A 17,366-nucleotide genomic window follows, 5' to 3' on the forward strand; every position below is an offset into this window, starting at 1 on the left:
AATCGTGATTGGAGAGTCAAAAAATGTCCCAGCTCGAGGTGGCGCTAGCCGAGATCAAGCGCGGAGCGGAAGAAATTCTGGTTGAAGAAGAACTGGTCGCCAAGTTGAAGGAAGGGCGCCCGCTGCGCATCAAGCTGGGGATGGACCCGACCGCGCCGGACATCCACCTGGGTCATACCGTGATCCTCAACAAGCTGAAGACCTTCCAGGATCTGGGCCACGAAGTGATCCTGCTGATCGGCGACTTCACCGCCATGGTGGGGGATCCCTCCGGCAAGAACGCCACCCGTCCGCCGCTCTCCGAAGAGGCCATCAAGCACAACGCCCTCACCTATGCCGAGCAGGCGTTCAAGATCCTGGACCCGGCCAAGACCCGCATCGAGTACAACTCCACCTGGCTGAGCGAGCTGGGTGCGACCGGCATGATCAAGCTGGCGGCCAAGCAGACCGTGGCCCGCATGATGGAGCGCGACGACTTCAAGAAGCGCTACAGCAACGGCCAGTCCATCGCCATTCACGAATTCCTCTATCCGCTGCTGCAAGGCTATGACTCGGTCGCGCTGAAGGCGGACGTCGAGCTCGGCGGTACCGACCAGAAGTTCAACCTGCTGATGGGCCGCGAGCTGCAAAAAGATGCCGGCATGGCGACCCAGTGCGTGCTGATGATGCCGCTCTTGGTGGGCCTGGACGGCGTCAAGAAGATGTCTAAGTCCGCCGCCAACTACATCGGCGTACACGACGCCCCGGGGGAGATGTTCGGCAAGATCATGTCCATCACCGACGATCTGATGTGGAACTACTACGAGCTGCTCTCCTTCCGTCCGCTGGCTGAAATCGAAGAGTTCAAGGCGGGCATTGCCGCCGGTACCCTGAACCCCCGCGACGTGAAGATCTGGCTGGCCAAGGAGATCATCGCCCGCTACCACGACGCCGCGGCGGCCGAGGCGGCCCACGAGGACTTCACCCAGCGCTTCTCCAAGAACGCCATCCCGGACGAGATGCCGGAGGTCGAGCTGGCCCTGGAAGGGGACGGGCTGGCCATCGCCAACCTGCTGAAAGACGCCGATCTGGTGGCCACCACCTCCGAGGCGCTGCGCATGATCAAGCAGGGTGCGGTGAAGCGCGACGGCGAGAAGCTGGAGGATGGCAAGGCACTCATCGGTGCCGGCACCGCCGTCTACCAGGTCGGCAAGCGCAAGTTTGCCAGGGTGACCGTCAAGTAAGTTCCATGTGCGTCACACCGCCATGAAGAAGGCCTCCCTTGCGGAGGCCTTCTTGTTTTTGGGGTCGGCATGGCGTTCGGTGCCATGCAAAGGAGAGGGGCGCTCAGCGTCCTTCCACCTGGCGAGCGGCAGGACTCCCGGGGCAGGTTCGCAGGTATTGATAGGGGGTCAGGCCGAACTCCTCCTTGAAGCGCGCGGCAAAGCGGCCGGGGGAGTCGTAACCGCAGGCGAGGGCGGTCTGAAGCGGATTGAACCCCTGTTGCAGCAGGGTGAGGGCATGACCCAGGCGCACCTGGGTCAGCACCTGGCGAAAGCTGCGCCCCTCGGCGGCCAGCTTGCGGACCAGGGAGGCGCGGCTCATGGCGAAGTGGGTCGCCACCATCTCCAGCCGGTGATCGAGACCAGGCTCCACGCTGAGGTAGCGGGCCAGCCGCTCCCCCAGGGTCATGGTGGTGGCGGGAAAGAGCAGGCCAAGGCCCCCCGCCTCCCTGAGCTCGCCATAAAACCCGTGCAGCAGCCGGGTCTGGGCCGCCTCGCAGAGCTGCCGGTCCGCCATGGTGGTGACGAGATCGAAGCAGAAGGCGAGGGCCGGATTCACCCTGACGGCCGGTGGCTTGAGGAGATCGAGGGGGCTCTCTGCCAGCCACTCGGCCGATGGCGGGGCCAGCAGGGTGAGCGCCTGGGAGCGAAACGTGCCCTGCTCCGGCTGGTTGACGAAGGTGAGCCGGTGACCCGCCGGGATCAGCAGCCAGCTCTCCTTGTCAAACGACAGGCGTTGCTCCCGCCACCACAGCTGCTTGCGGCCCTGCTGCACCCAGATGAGGGTCGGCGCATAGATGAGCACCCGGCGCAGGGGCTGCTGGCGGATCCCGAAGTAGTGATTCAGTTGCAGCAGGGGCGTGCTCATCCGGCGGGCTCCTAGGGGGTGGTGAAGGTGGCGGTCAGGGTGGCCTTGCCAAGGGCCTGGCTGTTGAGCATGTAGCCTACCATGGCGGGCGGGGTGTTGGCCTTCACCTCCAGCGCCCCGGGCAGGGCCCAGGCGGTGAACTGGTAGCGATGCATGCCGTGACCCGCGGGTGGGCAGGGGCCGCCATAACCCTGGGTGCCGTAGTCGGTGCCAAGCTCCAGCCCCTGCTTGAGCTTGCCGGAGGCGTTGCTCGGCAACTCGTGCTGGCTGGCCGGCAGGTTCACCACCAGCCAGTGCCACCAGCCGCTGCCGGTGGGAGCGTCCGGATCATAGGCGGTGATGGCGATGCTCTGGGTGCCGGCGGGCAGGTTCTGCCAGCTCAGCTGGGGGGAACGGTTCTCGCCGCTGCAGCCAAAGCCGTTGAAGCTGAAGACCTTGTCCATGGGTTCACCCTCGCGGATGTCGGTACTCTTGAGGGTCATGGCGCCGGCGGGCAGGGCGGGCAGGGCGGTCAGGCAGAGCAGGGGCAGCAGGGTGGTGATGGGGGATCTCATGGTGTGCACTCCTTGTGTGAATAAGGAGTTCACTCTAAGGGGGCCGGTTCAAAACAGAGTGCTCCTATGGCTCAAATCATGCCTTTGAAGCGGTTTTTGTGAGTCGTTCGGTGCTTTTTCAAAGGGCATAAAAAAACCGGCATCCAGGGATGCCGGTTTTTATGCGCGGAGCGCTGCTTAGCGCAGGATCATCTCGTCACGGCCCGGGCCGACGGAGACCATGGGCACCGGCACGCCCAGCAGGGCTTCGATGCGCAGCACGTAGTCCTGGGCCGCCTTGGGCAGCTCGTCGAAGGTGCGGCAGCCGCTGATGTCTTCGCTCCAGCTCTCCATCTTCTCGTAGACGGGGGTGAGGGCGGCGGTCTGCGGCCAGATCGGGTTCTCGGTGTGAGCCCCTTCGTAGGCCACGCAGATCTTCAGATCCGGCAGACCGGTCAGGCAGTCCAGCTTGGTCAGGGCCACTTCGGTGGCGGCCTGCAGCTCGACGCCGTTCTTGGTGGCGACGGCATCGAAGTAGCCCACGTCACGGGGACGGCCTGTGGTGGCGCCGAACTCGTTGGTGATCTTGCGGAACTCGTCCTGGTTCTCCATGGCGGTCAGCAGTGTGCCGGTACCGACGGAGGAGCTGAATGCCTTGGCCACAGCGATGACGCGCTCCGGGCGCAGGCCCGGCAGACCGCCACCGATGCCGGCGTAGGCGCCGGACACGTGGGAGGAGGTGACCCAGGGGTACTCGCCGTAGATGAGATCACGGCCGGCGCCCAGCTGGGCTTCGAACAGCAGGGTCTTGCCTTCGGTCTGCAGCGCCTTGAGGGGCATGCTGACGTTGCAGACGGCGTCAATCCAGGGAGCGGACACTTCCAGCAGCCAGTCGGCCATCTCCTGGGCAGTCTGGGTGAATGTGAAGTCCGGATAGAGAGCCTTCATCTGCGGCAGCTTCCAGTCCAGCATGAACTGGATGCGCTCGACCAGCACGTCCGGCTGTTTCAGCCAGCCCACCAGGATCGCCTTTTTCATGACCCGATCACCGTAAGCCGGGGCAATGCCCTGACGGGTGGAGCCGTAGGCGCCGTCACCCAGGCGTTGCTCTTCCAGGGTGTCTTCCAGCGCGTGCAGCGGCAGGCAGAGGGTGGCACGGTCAGAGATGGCGAGCTTGGGAGTGACGCCGGAGGCCTTGACCTCTTCCAGCTCGACGGTGAGCTTCTCGGGGCTGATCACCATGCCGGGGCCCAGCACGACCAGGCAATCCGGGTTGAAGACGCCGCTCGGCACCTGGTGCAGCTTGAAGGTGCCCAGATCGTTGACCACGGTGTGGCCGGCGTTGTTGCCGCCCTGGAAACGAATGCTGGCGCCAGCCTGGCCTGCCAGATAATCGACGATGCGGCCCTTGCCCTCATCACCCCAGTTAGCACCTACGACTACGATAGACGACATGACTCTTTCTCCTAAGACGTTAGGCGTCCATCCTAGGAGTCCCGTGAGGATTAGAAAAATTAATTATCTTTATAATTCCGATAAGAGAGTCATATAATTACGGTGCAATTATCGACAACGCGCTCCCTTCCGTGGTGCCCGTGCCCCGGCGGCGCTGGCCCTGCCACCGACCCCGGGAGAAGAGGACCCCATGCTGGACATTCACTGGCTGCACACCTTCGTCACCCTGGCCCGGTTGCAGCACTTCGGCCAGACGGCCACCGAGCTGCACATGACGCAACCCAATGTGAGCCTGCACCTCAAGAACCTGGAGCAGGCGACCCGGGTCAAGCTGGTGGAGCGCAGCCCGTTTCGCCTGACCCAGGCGGGGGAGCGGCTGCTGCAAAGCGCCGAGCGCGCCATCAACGAGCTGCAGCTGTGCCAGTCCGATCTCAATGCCCTGAGCCAGTTGAGCCAGGGGACGCTCGCCATCGCCGCCAGCGACATCATCTCGCGCCTGCTGCTGATCCAGCCGTTCCAGCGCTTCAAGCAGGCCTTCCCCGGCATCGACCTCACCCTGTTCAACACCACCTCGGATCAGGCGGCGGATCTGGTGCGGGCGGGCAAGGCGGATCTGGGCTTCGTGATGGCGCAAAAGCGCAGCGAACCGCTCTTCTACACCGAGTTGCAGCAGGTGACCTGGTGTGCCCTGGGGCACGGCCTGGCCCGCTGGCAGGCGCGGGCCAGCTCGGGGGAGAGCGATCCCCTGGACGAGCCGACCCTGATCCTGCTGGGGCACGACACCCGGACCCGGGCGCTGATCGACCCCTCATTGCCCCTGCTCGGTCTGCCGAGCTGCCGCATCATGGAGGTGGGGAGCGTGGATGCCCAGCTCGACTGGGCCGAGGCGGGCTTTGGCGTCGCCATAGTGCCGGATTTCTCCCTTCACCCCAGGCTCAAGCTGACCGCCCCCGTGACCCGGCTCACCGACTTTCCCGGCACCAGCCTGGGGTATGTGGTGCGCCAGAACCAGGTGCTGTCGCGGGCCATCAAGCAGTTGCTGCACTGGGTGGAGGAGGAGATCCAGAGCCCGGCCCTGCTGCCGGCCGCCAAGGCCTGAGCCAGACCCGCTGCCACCGCTGAAACGAAGAGAGGCCACCCTGGGGTGGCCTCTCGTATATCCGGTGCCCGTCACTGGGCGGGCGTCTCCTTCCCCTCGGCGGCGCCGTCTGGTCGGGAGGCTGCGGGGTCGGCCTGGTCGCTCGCCTGCGCCGCCGACGGGGTGGGGCTGATGGGGACGGGCAGCGCGTCAGGCGTCATCACGGCGCTCCCCTGGGAGGGGAGATCGGTCAGTGCCGGGGCCGTCCCCGTGGGCGCTGCCGCCGAGCTGGCCGGCAGGGTGGCTCCGGAAGGCTGTTCCGGCTGGGTGTCGGCCCCTTCCAGCGGTGTGGCCGCGCTGGTGGGAGCCGGAAGCTCGGTGGGCTGGGCGCCCGAGGTCGCCTCGGCCCCCGACGCCGTGAGGCTGTCCGGTGGCAGGACCGGCGTTGGCGCGGCATCCAGCATGCCTGGGTGGAGCGGGGCCAGATCTCCCGCCTGCATCCCCTCCCAGGTGAGGGTGGTGAGGGCCGGGTGCAGGCGAGTGAACTGCTTGAGGCGCTCGCTCAGCACGTCGCGCAGGGTGCGTACCTCGGTCTCGGGCAGGCTGGCCTGCGCCACCAGCTCGGCGGTGACGGCGAAGGTATTGACGCCGCTGGTCTGCCCCGGATAGAGGTTGGCGCCGATGCGGCTGCGCTCATAGTAGGGATACTGCTCGAGCAGCCTGTCTATCTGCTCCCCCTCGATGGGGATGAGGCGGGCCTTGCAGCGACCGGTGAGATCGCCGATGCCCTGGTTGGGGTGACCGGCGACCACGAAGGCGGCATCCAGGGTGTCGTTGCAGAGCCCCTCCAGCCGGTTGCCCGGGGATGCCACCGCTGGCAGGGTGAAGTCGGTGGCCTGCCAGCCCATGGCATCGAGCAGTGCCCGGCTGGTGATCCTGTCCCCCGAGTTGGGGGCGCCGAGGTCGACCCGTTTGCCCTTGATGTCCGCCAGGGTGGTGATGTTGCTGGTGGCGCTGGCGAGCAGGGTCAGGGACTCCTTGTGGAGTCGCAGCAGGCTGCGCAGTTGATCCCAGGAGGGCTGGCCCGAGAAGGGACCGCTGCCGTGGACCGCGTGGTGGAGCACATCGGACTGCACCAGGGCCAGCTGGATGTCCCCCTTGGCGAGCGCCGCCAGGTTGGCGAGGGAGCCAGAGGTGCTCTGCACCGTGCAGTGCACGCCGTGGCGGGCGCTCTCCTCGTTCAGCAGGCGGCAGATGGCGCCCCCTGTGGGGTAGTAGACACCGTTGAGCGCCCCCGTGCCTATGGTCACGTAGGCGGGGGCGGCCAGGAGGGGCTGGGCCAGCATGGTCGCCAGCCAGGGCAGGGCGAAGCGCGACAGGCGCAGCAGGGAAGACAGGGCGAATGGGCGCATAGTGAACCGGAACCGTGGCTGAAAAAAGGATGAGCCAGGCTCATCCCGTCATGAATCTCATCTTATCTGCATCGGATGGGAAGCTGAATGGCTTTCACCATTTCAGGTCCGGTGGCGGCGAAACGGCCGCCACCCCTTGCCATCAGCGGCGCGCCTGGAGGATGGCCTTCTCCATGCGCGACAGGGCTTCGGTCAGCCGCGCCCGGGTGCAGCCGAAGTTGAGGCGCACGAACTGGCCATCGCCAAACTGGGCGCCGGGGGAGAGGCCCACACCGGCCTGCTCGAAGAAGGCGATGGGGTCATCCAGGCCGAGGGCCCTCACGTCGACCCAGGCGAGGTAGGTGGCCTGATGGCGTGCCAGCTTGATGCCGGGCCAGCGGGCCACCGCCTGCTCGATCAGCGCCAGGTTGCCCCTCAGATAGTCGAGCTGCTCGGTGAGCCATTGTTCGCCCCCCTCGTAGGCCGCCTCGGCCGCCACGAAACCCAGCAGGTTGACGTCGGCGCTGATGCCGCGCATCGCCTGCTGCAGCTTGAGGCGCAGGCGGGCGTTGGGGACCACGGCGAAGGAGCAGCACAGACCCGCGATGTTGAAGGTCTTGCTCGGCGCCATCATGACGGCGCTGCGCTCGGCCGCCGCCGGGCTCAGGGCGCCATAGGGGATGTGGCGGGCGTCCTTGTCCAGCAACAGGTCGCAGTGGATCTCGTCTGAGCAGATCACCAGGTTGTGGCGCTCGGCGATGGCGTCGATGGCGAGCAGCTCCTCGCGAGTGAAGACGGTACCGCCCGGGTTGTGGGGGTTGCACAGCAGCAGCAGATCCGCGCTGGGCGCCTGGCGCTCCAGTTCTTCCAGATCCAGCACCCAGCGACCGGCCTCTTCCACCATGGGCACGGTGAGCAGGGGGCGGTCGTTGAAGCCCGGCGCCTGCAGGAAGGGATAGTAGACCGGCTTGGGGGTGATGATGCCGCGACCGTGCTGGCTCCAGGCCCGGCAGGCGAGATTCAGCCCCGGCACCACGCCGGGCAGGAAGACGAGCCACTCGGTCTGGATGGTCCAGCCATAGCGCTGCTGCATGCGGGTCTTGATGAGTTCGATCAGCCGGGGAGAGGGGCGGGAATAGCCGAAGATGCCGTGGGCGACCCGCTTCGTGAGCGCCTCGAGAATGGCGGGGGGAGAGACGAAGTCGGTGTCTGCCACCCACATGGGCAGCACATCCTGGCCCTTGTACTTGTCCCATTTCAGGCTCATGGTGCCGCTGCGATCTATTTCCCGATCAAAATCAAACATGTTAAATCCTTGTACTGGCGCTGGATGGGCTTCCAATGTACGGACTTGGACGCGCCCTCGCAACCCTTGAGGTGGCTGTTGATAATGGCATAAAATAGCCGCCGTCATAGCCGTGCCCGCCCGTTTCTGGCTCCCTTTTCGCGTCCGTATCTAGGTGTCTCCATGAGTTTGCTGAGTGCTGCCCGCAAGAGGCCGGATCCCGTCTCTCTCTCGTTTCTCGCCGTGACCTTCATGACCGGGGTGGCGGTGGCGCTTCAGGTGCCCACCCTGAGCCTGTTCCTGGCCGAAGAGGTGCAGGTGCGCCCCTTCCTGGTGGGGCTCTTCTACACCGTCAACGCGGTGATCGGCATCCTCATCAGCCAGTGGCTCGGTCACCGCTCCGACAGCAAGGGGGATCGCAAGCAGCTGATCCTGCGCTGCTGCTTCGCCGGTATAGTGCTCTCCCTGCTGTTCGCCTGGAATCGCCAGTACTGGCTGCTGGTGAGCCTCGGCGTGGTGCTGGCGAGCCTGACCGCCACCGCCAGCCCCCAGCTGTTCGCCCTGGCGCGGGAATACGCCGACAGCCGCAACAAACGGGCCGACATGTTCAGCTCGGTGCTGCGGGCCCAGTTCTCCCTGGCCTGGGTGATAGGGCCGCCGGCCGCCTTCGCGCTCGCCATCGGCTACGGCTTCGAGGTGATGTACCTTGCCTCGGCCTTCGCCTATCTGGTCTGCGCCTTCGTGGTCTGGCGCTGGCTGCCCTCCCTGCCGCTGCCCGCATCGGGAGGAGACCAGGAGCGGGTCAGCAGCTGGCGGATGCCCTCGGTGCGGGCGCTGTTCATCGCCTCCACCCTGATGTGGACCTGCAACAGCATGTATCTCATCAACATGCCGCTCTACATCACCCGCGAGCTGGGACTGGAGGAGAAGCTGGCCGGGATCCTGATGGGCACGGCGGCAGCCCTCGAGATCCCCTTCATGCTGCTGGCGGGCTACTACACCCGGCGCTTCGGCAAGCGGCCCATGATGCTGCTGGCGGTGCTGGCCGGGGTGGGCTTCTACCTGGGGCTGGTGACACTGTCGAGCCAGACGGCGCTCATCGCGCTGCAACTGCTCAATGCCATCTTCATCGGCATCGTCGCCGGCATCGGCATGTCCTACTTCCAGGATCTGATGCCGGGCCGCGCCGGGGTGGCGACCACCCTGTTCGCCAACAGCATCCGCACCGGCTCCATCATGGCGGGGGCCATTGCCGGCACTGTGGCGGAGATCTGGAGTTTCCATGGGGTCTTTATGGTGGCCACCGCATTGGCGCTGGCTGCGCTGGCCGCCTGCTGGCGGGTGCCCAACGTCTAGGGCCTGATCCGCCCTGAGGAGGGCGTGGGAGGGCTTACTTGCCGTTGTCGCCCTGGTATTCGTTGCGCAGGCAGCGCAGCAGCAGCTCGGCCGCCGGGCCCAGGGCATCGACGGAGGGGGTGAGCAGGTAGGTGTAGAGATAGCGCTCGCTGCCGCCGGCCAGATCGAGCCGCACCAGGGCACCGCCGTCGAGCTCCTCCTGCACCAGGTGGCGGGGCACCCAGGCGTAACCGAGACCGAGGCGCACCATGCTGAGCACCTCGTGATAGTGGGTTGCCTTCCAGCCGGTGTCGTCCGCATCGTTCCAGTCCACCGAGCGGTGGATGGGGGGATGCAGGCTGATCTGGTTGTGGCTGGCGAGCTGCTCGGCGGTGACGGGCTCCTCCTGCCCGGCGAGGGGATGGGTCGCCGCGCACAGGGGCAGCAGACAGACCTCGTCCAGGGGCAGGCCGGTGCGATCCTGGGGCAGGTGCTCGGAGAGCATCAGATCCCCGGGTTGCAGCGCATTGAAGTGGCAGTGGATCCGCTCGTGCAGGTTGATGCGGCAGCCCCGGCTGCGGGGGTGGAAGTGGGCCAGCGCCCGGTAGAGCCGCTCCCGCGGCTGCAACACCGACACATAGAGGTTGATCTGCGGCTCCCACTGGCGCTCCAGGTTGTTGGCCAGGTTCTCCAGCTCCTCCACCTGCTGGCTGAGCTGGCGGGCCCGCTTGAGGAAGATCTCCCCCGCCGGCGTCAGCACCGCCTTGCGTCCCCGCACCTCCAGCAGGGCCAGCCCCAGGCTCTGCTGCAGCTTGGCGACCGCATGATTGAGGGAGGATTGGCTCTTGTTCAGCGCCTCGGCGGCCTGGGCATAACCGCCACAGTCCACCACGGCCTGAAAGATCCGCCATTGCTCAAACGTGCTCTTGGGACGAAACATAGTGCAACCTGTCAGGGGACCGATGGGATTCAACAGGGCGCGGGTAGCGCCCCTCTTCAATGTAATCCTGTCTGATCGGTTTGTTGGGTTATTTGGGCTGGGCCACGAAGGTCTTGCCGCTCTGGCCCCGGCTGTCCCGTCCCATCAGATAGAGATAGAGCGGCATCAGGTCGGCCGGTGTCTTCAGGGTCTGGGGATCTTCCGCCGGGAAGGCGCTGGCCCGCATCCTGGTGCGGGTGCCGCCCGGGTTCAGGGTGTTGACCCGCACAGTGGTGTTCTCCAGCTCGTCCGCCAGCACCTCCATCATTCCCTCGATGGCAAACTTGGAGATGGCGTAGGTGCCCCAGTAGGCGCGCCCCCTGCGGCCCACGCTGGAGGAGGTGTAGACGATGGACGCCTCGCCGTGCTCCTTCGCGGTCTGGCGAATGAGGGGCAGCAGCGCCTGGGTCAGCAGGAATTCCGACTTGACGTTGACCTGCATCACCTCGTCCCACTCCTGCTCCTGGATGTGCTCGAACGGCGACAGGGTACCGAGCAGCCCGGCGTTGAACAGCACGCCGTCGAGGCGGCCGAACTGCTGGGCGAAGGTCTCGGCCATGCCCTTGTAGTGGGCGGCGGTCGCCCCCTTGAGATCCACCGGCACTATGGCGGGCAGGGGGTGGCCGGCGGCCTCGATCTGGTCGTAGACCGCCTCCAGCTTGGCGCTGGTGCGCCCGAGCAGGATCACGGTGGCGCCGTGGGCCGCGTAGGTGAGCGCCGCTTCGCGGCCGATGCCGTCACCGGCGCCTGTCACCAGAATGACCTTGTCCTTGAGCAGATCCTGGGGGGCCTGATAATCGAGCATGTGGACTCCTGTTAACAATGCGTGGCGGCTGGCGCGACGGAAATAGAGGAGGCAAGTGTACTGATCCGGCCCGGCGGTTGACCAGTATGAGACGGCAAAAATGTGAAGAAAACAGGGCGCTAGCGCGGATCGCCTCCCCTGGTACCAGGGCCATGGCAGAGTTTTTGCACCCCGGAGCCAAACTCCTTACTATGTGAAAAAACCGGACATAGCGCGGAGCATCAAGTGGCATTTTTGACCGAATACGGCCTGTTTCTGGCCAAGACCCTTACCTTCCTGCTGGCCATCGGCGCCGTCATCCTGATGGTGGCGAGCAGCCGCCAGCCGAAGGTGCGCAAGGGGGAGCTGGTGGTGACCGATCTCTCCGGCGAGCTGGAGCAGGGGCGCCACCAGCTGCAATCGGCTCTGGCTGGCAAGGCCGAGCGCAAGCTGATGGAGAAGGCGCGCAAGGCCGAGCACAAGGCCCGCGCCAGGAGCGAGGATGAGCGCAGTCGGCTGTTCGTCATCGACTTCCACGGCAGCATGGACGCCAGAGAGGTGGCCTCCCTGCGGGAAGAGGTGAGCGCGGTGATCGGCGTCGCCCGGCCAGGCGACGAGGTGCTGCTGCGTCTCGAGTCCGGCGGGGGCGTGGTGCACGGCTATGGCCTGGCCGCCTCCCAGCTGCAGCGGCTGCGGGACAAGGACATCACCCTCACCGTGGCCATCGACAAGGTGGCGGCGAGCGGCGGCTACATGATGGCCTGCGTCGCGGACAAGATCCTGGCGGCCCCGTTCGCCATCGTCGGCTCCATCGGGGTGATCGCCCAGCTGCCGAACTTCAACAAGCTGCTCAAGAAGCACGACATCGAATTCGAGATGCACACCGCGGGCCAGTACAAGCGCACCATCACCATGTTCGGCGAGAACGATGATCAGGGCCGGGAGAAGTTTCGCGAGGAGCTGGGCGCCATCCACGAGCGCTTCAAGGCGTTCGTGGCCGAGCACAGACCGGCGCTCGACATCGACGCCGTCACCACGGGCGAGCACTGGCTGGCGAGCCAGGCCAAGCAGCTCGGCCTGGTGGATGCGCTCTGCACCAGCGACGACTACCTGCTGGCCCAGGCCAGCCATCACAAGGTGGTCGGTATTCGCTACAGCAAGCCCAGGAGCCTGACCCAGAAGCTGGGTCGCCAGGCCGCCCTGGGGCTGGAGGGGGCGCTCGGCCGCCTGTGGCAGCAGAGCCCCTGGCGCTGAGGCGCCTTAACAATGCGTGAAAAAAGAGAGCCGGGCATTGCCCGGCTCTCTGTTGATGCGGATGTCGCGGCTTCGCTGCGAGCCTGTACTCAGCGCTGGAACGGATAGACGGAGCCGAGTTTCAGGATCTGGGTCAGCTCGTCCAGGGCGGTGCGGGTCTCCAGCACCAGGGAGGGGTCGCGCAGATCGTCCAAGGTCAGGCTGTCGCGGTAGTGGCGATCCACCCAGTTGTCGAGGCGGGCAAACTGGGCGTCGTTGATGAGGCAGGCCGGGTTGACCGCGGCGAGCTCGGTGTCGTTCATGGCCACCCGCAGCCGCAGACAGGCGGGGCCGCCACCGTTCTTCATGCTCTGCTTCACGTCCATGTAGTGCACCCCCTTGATCGGGGTGCCCAGGGTCACCAGCCTGGCCAGATAGGCCGACACCGCCGGGTTGTCGCGGCACTCGTTGGGGGCGATGATCGCCATCTCGCCGGACGGCAGGGTCAGGATCTGGGTGTTGAACAGATAGGACTTCACCGCATCCTGCACCGACACCTCGCTGGTGGGGACCTCGATGAAGTGCAGCTCCCCCTCGCCGAACTTGGTGCGCACCTCGGCCAGGGCCGCCTCGGTATGGAGGAAGGCCTGCTGGTGGAAGAAGAGCACGTTCTGGTTGCCCACCGCGATCACGTCGTTGTGGAACACCCCTTGGTCTATTACCTCGGGATTTTGCTGGATAAAGACAGCGCTCTCCTCGCCGAGGCCGTGCAGGCGGGCGATGGCCTGGCTGGCTTCCAGGGTCTGGCGGGCCGGGTAGCGTTTGGGCGCGGGCCGGGAGACGTCGAAGGCGCTGCGGCCATAGACGAACAGCTCGACCCCGGCCTCGCCATAGGCGCGGCACAACCGGGTGTGGTTGGCGGCCCCCTCGTCACCGAAGTGGTCGTTCTCCGGCAGATGCTGGTGGTGGCTGAAGTGACGATCGTTGTTGAAGACGGCGCGCAGGATGCGGCCGGTCACCTCGGGCTCGAGGGAGCGGTGGAACTTGTTGGTCAGGTTGGCGGGGGTGAAATGGATGCGGCCATCCTGGGTATCGGCACTGGGGGAGACGGTGGCGGCGTTGGCGGTCCACATGCTGGAGGCCGAGTAACAGGCGGCCAGCACGGCGGGCGCCTGTTTTGCGGCCTGGGCCAGTACGCTGGCATCGTTGCCGGTGAAGCCGAGGCGACGCAGGGTCGCGAGATCCGGCCGCTCCTGGGGTGCCAGCACCCCCTGCACCATGCCGAGCTCGGTCAGCGCCTTCATCTTGCGCAACCCCTGCTTGGCCGCCTCCTTGGGATTGGACGCCTCCTTGGCGTTGTTCTGGGAGGCGACGTTGCCATAGGAGAGGCCGGCGTAGTTGTGGGTGGGGCCGACCAGGCCGTCGAAGTTGACCTCGAAGTGCTTCATGATGACATCCTTTCGATTTTTATATGGGGAGCGGTTCCTTCCGCGCACAAAGCTGCGGCGTGTGGCCATTATAAAGAGATTTCATCCTTTGTAACAAGCTGATAACCAGAGTGGGTTTTTATGTCACAAGGGTGGCTGGATATGTCATTTCCAATCTAAAAAAGGGGGGGATATAGCATAAAAACAAAAAAGCGGTTGCTTACCGCGACCCGGCTTCGCATTAATAAATAAAGAAACGAGGCGGTTCGGGCTGTCGGGCAAATTGACCCGCAAGATTGCTTTTTCCCGTCAAATCTCTTATACAGCCCCACAAAACCGCACGCCAACCCCGTCGGGTGCAATGAGGATAATAGTTACAGCATGGGCAAATCACTGGTCATAGTGGAGTCTCCGGCCAAGGCCAAGACCATCAACAAATATTTGGGCAAGGACTACGTGGTGAAATCCAGCGTAGGCCATGTGCGCGATCTGCCGACCAGCGGCAGCGCCAGCAGCGAGCCCAAAAAACCTGTCATTCGCGGCATCAAGCTCAGCGAATCCGAGAAGGCGGCCAAGGATCGCAACGCCCTGTTCTCCAGGATGGGGATCAACCCGACAGCAGGCTGGCAGGCCAACTACCAGATTTTGCCCGGCAAGGAGAAGGTGGTCAGCGAGTTGCAAAGTCTGGCCGCCAAGGCCGACACCATCTATCTCGCAACCGACTTGGATAGAGAGGGGGAGGCGATCGCCTGGCACCTGCGCGAGATCATCGGTGGCGACGACAGCCGCTACAAGCGCGTGGTGTTCAACGAGATCACCAAGACCGCCATCCAGGAGGCGTTTGCCCAGCCGTCCGAACTGAACATCCACCGCGTCAACGCCCAGCAGGCCCGTCGTTTCCTCGACCGGGTGGTGGGTTACATGGTCTCGCCGCTGCTCTGGAAGAAGCTGGCCCGGGGTCTCTCCGCCGGTCGGGTGCAGTCCGTCGCGGTGCGCCTCATCGTCGACAAGGAGCGCGAGATCAAGGCCTTCGTGCCGGTGGAGTTCTGGGATCTGAACGCCGATCTGCTGACCGGCGACAAGAGCGAGCTGCGCATGGAGGTGGTCAGCCGCAACGGGGCCGACTTCAAGCCGGTGACCCAGGCCGAGACCTTCGCCGCCGTGGCGGCCCTGGAAGGGGTCGACTACAAGGTGGTGAGCCGGGAAGACAAGCCGACCGGCTCCAAGCCGTCCGCTCCCTTCATCACCTCCACCCTGCAACAGGCCGCCTCCACCCGTCTGAGCTTCGGGGTCAAGAAGACCATGATGATGGCCCAGCGCCTCTATGAAGCGGGTTACATCACCTATATGCGTACCGACTCCACCAACCTCAGCAAAGAGGCGGTGGACGCGGTGCGGGAATACATCGGCGAGCAGTATGGCGCGGCTTATCTGCCGTCCGAGCCGAACCTGTACGGTGCCAAGGCCAACGCCCAGGAGGCCCACGAGGCGATCCGCCCCTCCAGCGTCCAGGTGACCGCCGAGATGCTGGAAGGGATGGAGCCGGATGCCATGCGGCTCTATGACCTCATCTGGCGCCAGTTTGTCGCCTGCCAGATGACCCCGGCCCAGTACGACTCCTCCACCCTGACCGTCAAGGCGGGCGAGTTCGAGCTCAAGGCCCGCGGTCGCACCCTGCGCTTCGCCGGCTGGACCAAGGCGCTGCCGCCCATGGGCCGCAAGGGCGAAGACAGCCAGCTGCCGGCGGTGACCGTCGGCGAGGTGCTGAAACTGGTCAAGCTGGATCCGCGCCAGCACTTCACCAAGCCGCCCGCCCGCTTCACCGAAGCGGCGCTGGTGCGCGAGCTGGAGAAGCGCGGCATCGGCCGTCCGTCCACCTATGCCTCCATCATCTCCACCATCGTCGATCGCGGTTATGTGCGGGTCGAGAGCCGCCGTTTCTTCGCCGAGAAGATGGGGGAAATCGTCACCGACCGCCTGGTGGAGAACTTCGTCGAGCTGATGAACTACGAGTTCACCGCCAAGATGGAGGACAAGCTCGACGGCATCGCCGAAGGGAGCCTGGAGTGGAAGAAGGTGCTGGATGCCTTCTACGCCGAGTTCACCCAGGAGCTGGCGCAGGCCGACAAAGCACCGGAAGAGGGGGGCATGCGTGCCAACCAGATGGTGCTGACTGACATCGACTGCCCGGATTGCGGCCGCAAGATGGGCATCCGCACCGCCACCACCGGCGTCTTCCTCGGCTGCTCCGGCTATGCCCTGCCGCCCAAGGAGCGTTGCAAGAAGACCATCAACCTGGTCAGCGCGGACGAGTTCGTCTCCGCCACCGACGGGGACGAGGCGGAAACCGACGCCCTGCGCGCCAAGCACCGCTGCGGCATCTGCGGTACCGCCATGGACGCCTACATCATCGACGACAGCCGCAAGCTCCACGTCTGCGGCCGCAACCCGGACTGCGACGGCTACGAGGTGGAGCAGGGCCAGTTCAAGCTCAAGGGCTACGAAGGGCCGAGCATAGAGTGCGATCGCTGCGGATCCGAGATGCAGCTCAAGAACGGGCGCTTCGGCAAGTACATGGGCTGCACCAACGAGAGCTGCAAGAACACCCGCAAGATCCTGAAAAACGGCGACATCGCGCCGCCGAAGGAGGATCCGGTGCCGCTGCCGGAGCTCAAGTGCACCCAGTCCGACGCCCACTTCGTGCTGCGGGACGGCGCGGCGGGTCTGTTCCTCGCCGCCAGCAACTTCCCCAAGTCACGTGAGACTCGTGCGCCTCTGGTGGAAGAGCTCAAGCGCTTCCGCGACCGCCTCTCCCCCAAGCACCAGTACCTGGCGGACGCCCCGGCGTCAGATCCTGACGGAAACGCCTCCGTGGTGCGCTTCAGCCGCAAGAGCAAGGAGCAGTACGTAATGACCGAGGTGAACGGCAAGGCGACCGGCTGGACGGCCCATTACGACAACGGAAAATGGCAGGAGAGCCTGCCCAAGGCGAAGAAATCCTGACCCGTTTCCGGTCACACAATGACGAAAGAGGCCCCTTGCGAGGGGCCTCTTCATTGGGAGATGGCGGTATACTGGAAGGGCTGCATGGATGGCAGCGCTAGACACGGAGGTTGTCATGGAGATACAGGATATCCGGCCGGGCATGACCTGCCTGACGCGGGAAGGGACGGCCTATGTGCTGGAGGTGGACAGGCAGAGTCTGCTGGTCTTGTTGCAACGGGAGGACGAAACCATCCCGGTGCAGGTGCGCAGCGACGACATCCTGGGGCCTCTGGTGGGCGACTAGCAACCCTGAGGGACTCCCGGCAGGGAGTCCCTAGAAGGGGAGCAGAAACAGCAGCTCGGCGAGATCGGGCTGCCACTGCCACTCCCGCATCCTGACCCGCCCGCCGATCACCGGCACCCCCTCCTCCTGCAATAGCCCTGCCTGCCTGTCGAACCCCGCCGATCCCTCTGGCAGCGATATGGTGCCCGCCGCCCCCAGCACCCGGTGCCAGGGCAGTGTCTTGTCGGTCTCCCGCAATACTTTTCCCACCAGGCGAGCCCGCCCGGGCAGGCCGGCGAGATCGGCGACCTGGCCATAGCTCACCACGCGACCGGCCGGGATCAGGGCCAGGATGGCCTCGATGCGGGCAACCTTGTCCAGAGGTGTCGATTCCGTTCTCATGAAGTTGACTCGTCAGAAACAACAGAAGCGCCATTGTGGCGCTTCCGTCATATGGCTTGCAATCCG

General features: G+C 65.2%; 15 protein-coding genes. 6 read left to right on the forward strand and 9 right to left on the reverse strand.

The genetic code is table 11. The features are described 5' to 3' along the window. Window positions 1–23: 23 nt before the first annotated feature. Window positions 24–1,223 (forward strand): tyrosine--tRNA ligase, encoded by a 1,200-nt coding sequence (gene tyrS / locus AB5Y72_RS20715; RefSeq protein ID WP_209793450.1) that lies wholly within the window; start codon window positions 24–26, stop codon window positions 1,221–1,223. A gap of 103 nt (window positions 1,224–1,326) precedes the next feature. Here tyrS and AB5Y72_RS20720 read toward each other — a convergent pair whose 3' ends face one another. From AB5Y72_RS20720 to AB5Y72_RS20730, 3 genes are all read right to left on the reverse strand, one after another. After that, window positions 1,327–2,130 carry a helix-turn-helix transcriptional regulator gene (locus AB5Y72_RS20720; protein ID WP_368199560.1) on the reverse strand — a complete coding sequence of 268 codons (804 nt, stop codon included), beginning with the start codon at window positions 2,128–2,130 and terminating at the stop codon, window positions 1,327–1,329. An 11-nt stretch (window positions 2,131–2,141) separates the two neighbouring features. Beyond that, window positions 2,142–2,684, reverse strand: coding sequence for a YbhB/YbcL family Raf kinase inhibitor-like protein (locus AB5Y72_RS20725; protein ID WP_325782137.1), 543 nt, complete (start codon window positions 2,682–2,684; stop codon window positions 2,142–2,144). Between the two features lie 177 nt (window positions 2,685–2,861). Next, window positions 2,862–4,118: an adenylosuccinate synthetase gene (locus tag AB5Y72_RS20730; RefSeq protein ID WP_209793453.1), complete on the reverse strand. Its 1,257-nt coding sequence runs from the start codon at window positions 4,116–4,118 to the stop codon at window positions 2,862–2,864. Window positions 4,119–4,308: 190 nt separating this feature from the next. Between AB5Y72_RS20730 and AB5Y72_RS20735 the strand changes: the two genes are divergently transcribed. Continuing rightward, window positions 4,309–5,217, forward strand: a complete 909-nt coding sequence (locus AB5Y72_RS20735; protein WP_042078116.1) for a LysR family transcriptional regulator — start codon at window positions 4,309–4,311, stop codon at window positions 5,215–5,217. Between the two features lie 71 nt (window positions 5,218–5,288). On the opposite strand, the gene AB5Y72_RS20740 is transcribed toward AB5Y72_RS20735, so the two are convergent. Both AB5Y72_RS20740 and AB5Y72_RS20745 read right to left on the reverse strand, forming a co-directional pair. Then, window positions 5,289–6,608: a TAXI family TRAP transporter solute-binding subunit gene (locus AB5Y72_RS20740; RefSeq protein ID WP_325782138.1), complete on the reverse strand. Its 1,320-nt coding sequence runs from the start codon at window positions 6,606–6,608 to the stop codon at window positions 5,289–5,291. A 142-nt stretch (window positions 6,609–6,750) separates the two neighbouring features. Further along, window positions 6,751–7,893, reverse strand: a complete 1,143-nt coding sequence (locus AB5Y72_RS20745; protein WP_042078119.1) for a MalY/PatB family protein — start codon at window positions 7,891–7,893, stop codon at window positions 6,751–6,753. Window positions 7,894–8,055: 162 nt separating this feature from the next. On the opposite strand from AB5Y72_RS20745, the gene AB5Y72_RS20750 reads away from it, so the two are divergent. Further along, window positions 8,056–9,228 carry an MFS transporter gene (locus AB5Y72_RS20750; RefSeq protein WP_325782139.1) on the forward strand — a complete coding sequence of 391 codons (1,173 nt, stop codon included), beginning with the start codon at window positions 8,056–8,058 and terminating at the stop codon, window positions 9,226–9,228. 34 nt (window positions 9,229–9,262) lie between these two features. On the opposite strand, the gene AB5Y72_RS20755 is transcribed toward AB5Y72_RS20750, so the two are convergent. Next, complete coding sequence (locus tag AB5Y72_RS20755) at window positions 9,263–10,147, reverse strand: LysR family transcriptional regulator (protein ID WP_042078121.1); 885 nt, start codon at window positions 10,145–10,147, stop codon at window positions 9,263–9,265. A gap of 88 nt (window positions 10,148–10,235) precedes the next feature. Further along, window positions 10,236–10,991, reverse strand: coding sequence for a YciK family oxidoreductase (locus AB5Y72_RS20760; protein ID WP_368199561.1), 756 nt, complete (start codon window positions 10,989–10,991; stop codon window positions 10,236–10,238). Between the two features lie 225 nt (window positions 10,992–11,216). Here AB5Y72_RS20760 and sohB point away from each other — a divergent pair, with 225 nt between their 5' ends. Continuing rightward, window positions 11,217–12,224: a protease SohB gene (gene sohB, locus AB5Y72_RS20765; protein ID WP_368199563.1), complete on the forward strand. Its 1,008-nt coding sequence runs from the start codon at window positions 11,217–11,219 to the stop codon at window positions 12,222–12,224. An 89-nt stretch (window positions 12,225–12,313) separates the two neighbouring features. Here sohB and astB read toward each other — a convergent pair whose 3' ends face one another. Continuing rightward, window positions 12,314–13,651 (reverse strand): N-succinylarginine dihydrolase, encoded by a 1,338-nt coding sequence (astB, locus tag AB5Y72_RS20770; RefSeq protein WP_368199564.1) that lies wholly within the window; start codon window positions 13,649–13,651, stop codon window positions 12,314–12,316. 360 nt (window positions 13,652–14,011) lie between these two features. Between astB and topA the strand changes: the two genes are divergently transcribed. Together topA and AB5Y72_RS20780 are read left to right on the forward strand one after the other, a co-directional pair. After that, a complete protein-coding gene (topA, locus tag AB5Y72_RS20775; RefSeq protein WP_368199565.1) occupies window positions 14,012–16,633 on the forward strand; it encodes a type I DNA topoisomerase in 2,622 nt (873 codons plus the stop codon). A gap of 115 nt (window positions 16,634–16,748) precedes the next feature. Continuing rightward, window positions 16,749–16,919, forward strand: a complete 171-nt coding sequence (locus AB5Y72_RS20780) for a hypothetical protein (protein WP_167335713.1) — start codon at window positions 16,749–16,751, stop codon at window positions 16,917–16,919. Window positions 16,920–16,949: 30 nt separating this feature from the next. Here the strand turns inward: AB5Y72_RS20780 and AB5Y72_RS20785 are convergent, their stop codons facing one another. Continuing rightward, complete coding sequence (locus AB5Y72_RS20785; RefSeq protein WP_368199567.1) at window positions 16,950–17,300, reverse strand: MGMT family protein; 351 nt, start codon at window positions 17,298–17,300, stop codon at window positions 16,950–16,952. Between the last annotated feature and the right edge of the window lie 66 nt (window positions 17,301–17,366).

Source organism: Aeromonas sp. R7-4, from assembly GCF_040908055.1.
In the GTDB taxonomy this organism is placed as follows: Bacteria; Pseudomonadota; Gammaproteobacteria; order Enterobacterales; family Aeromonadaceae; genus Aeromonas; species Aeromonas sanarellii.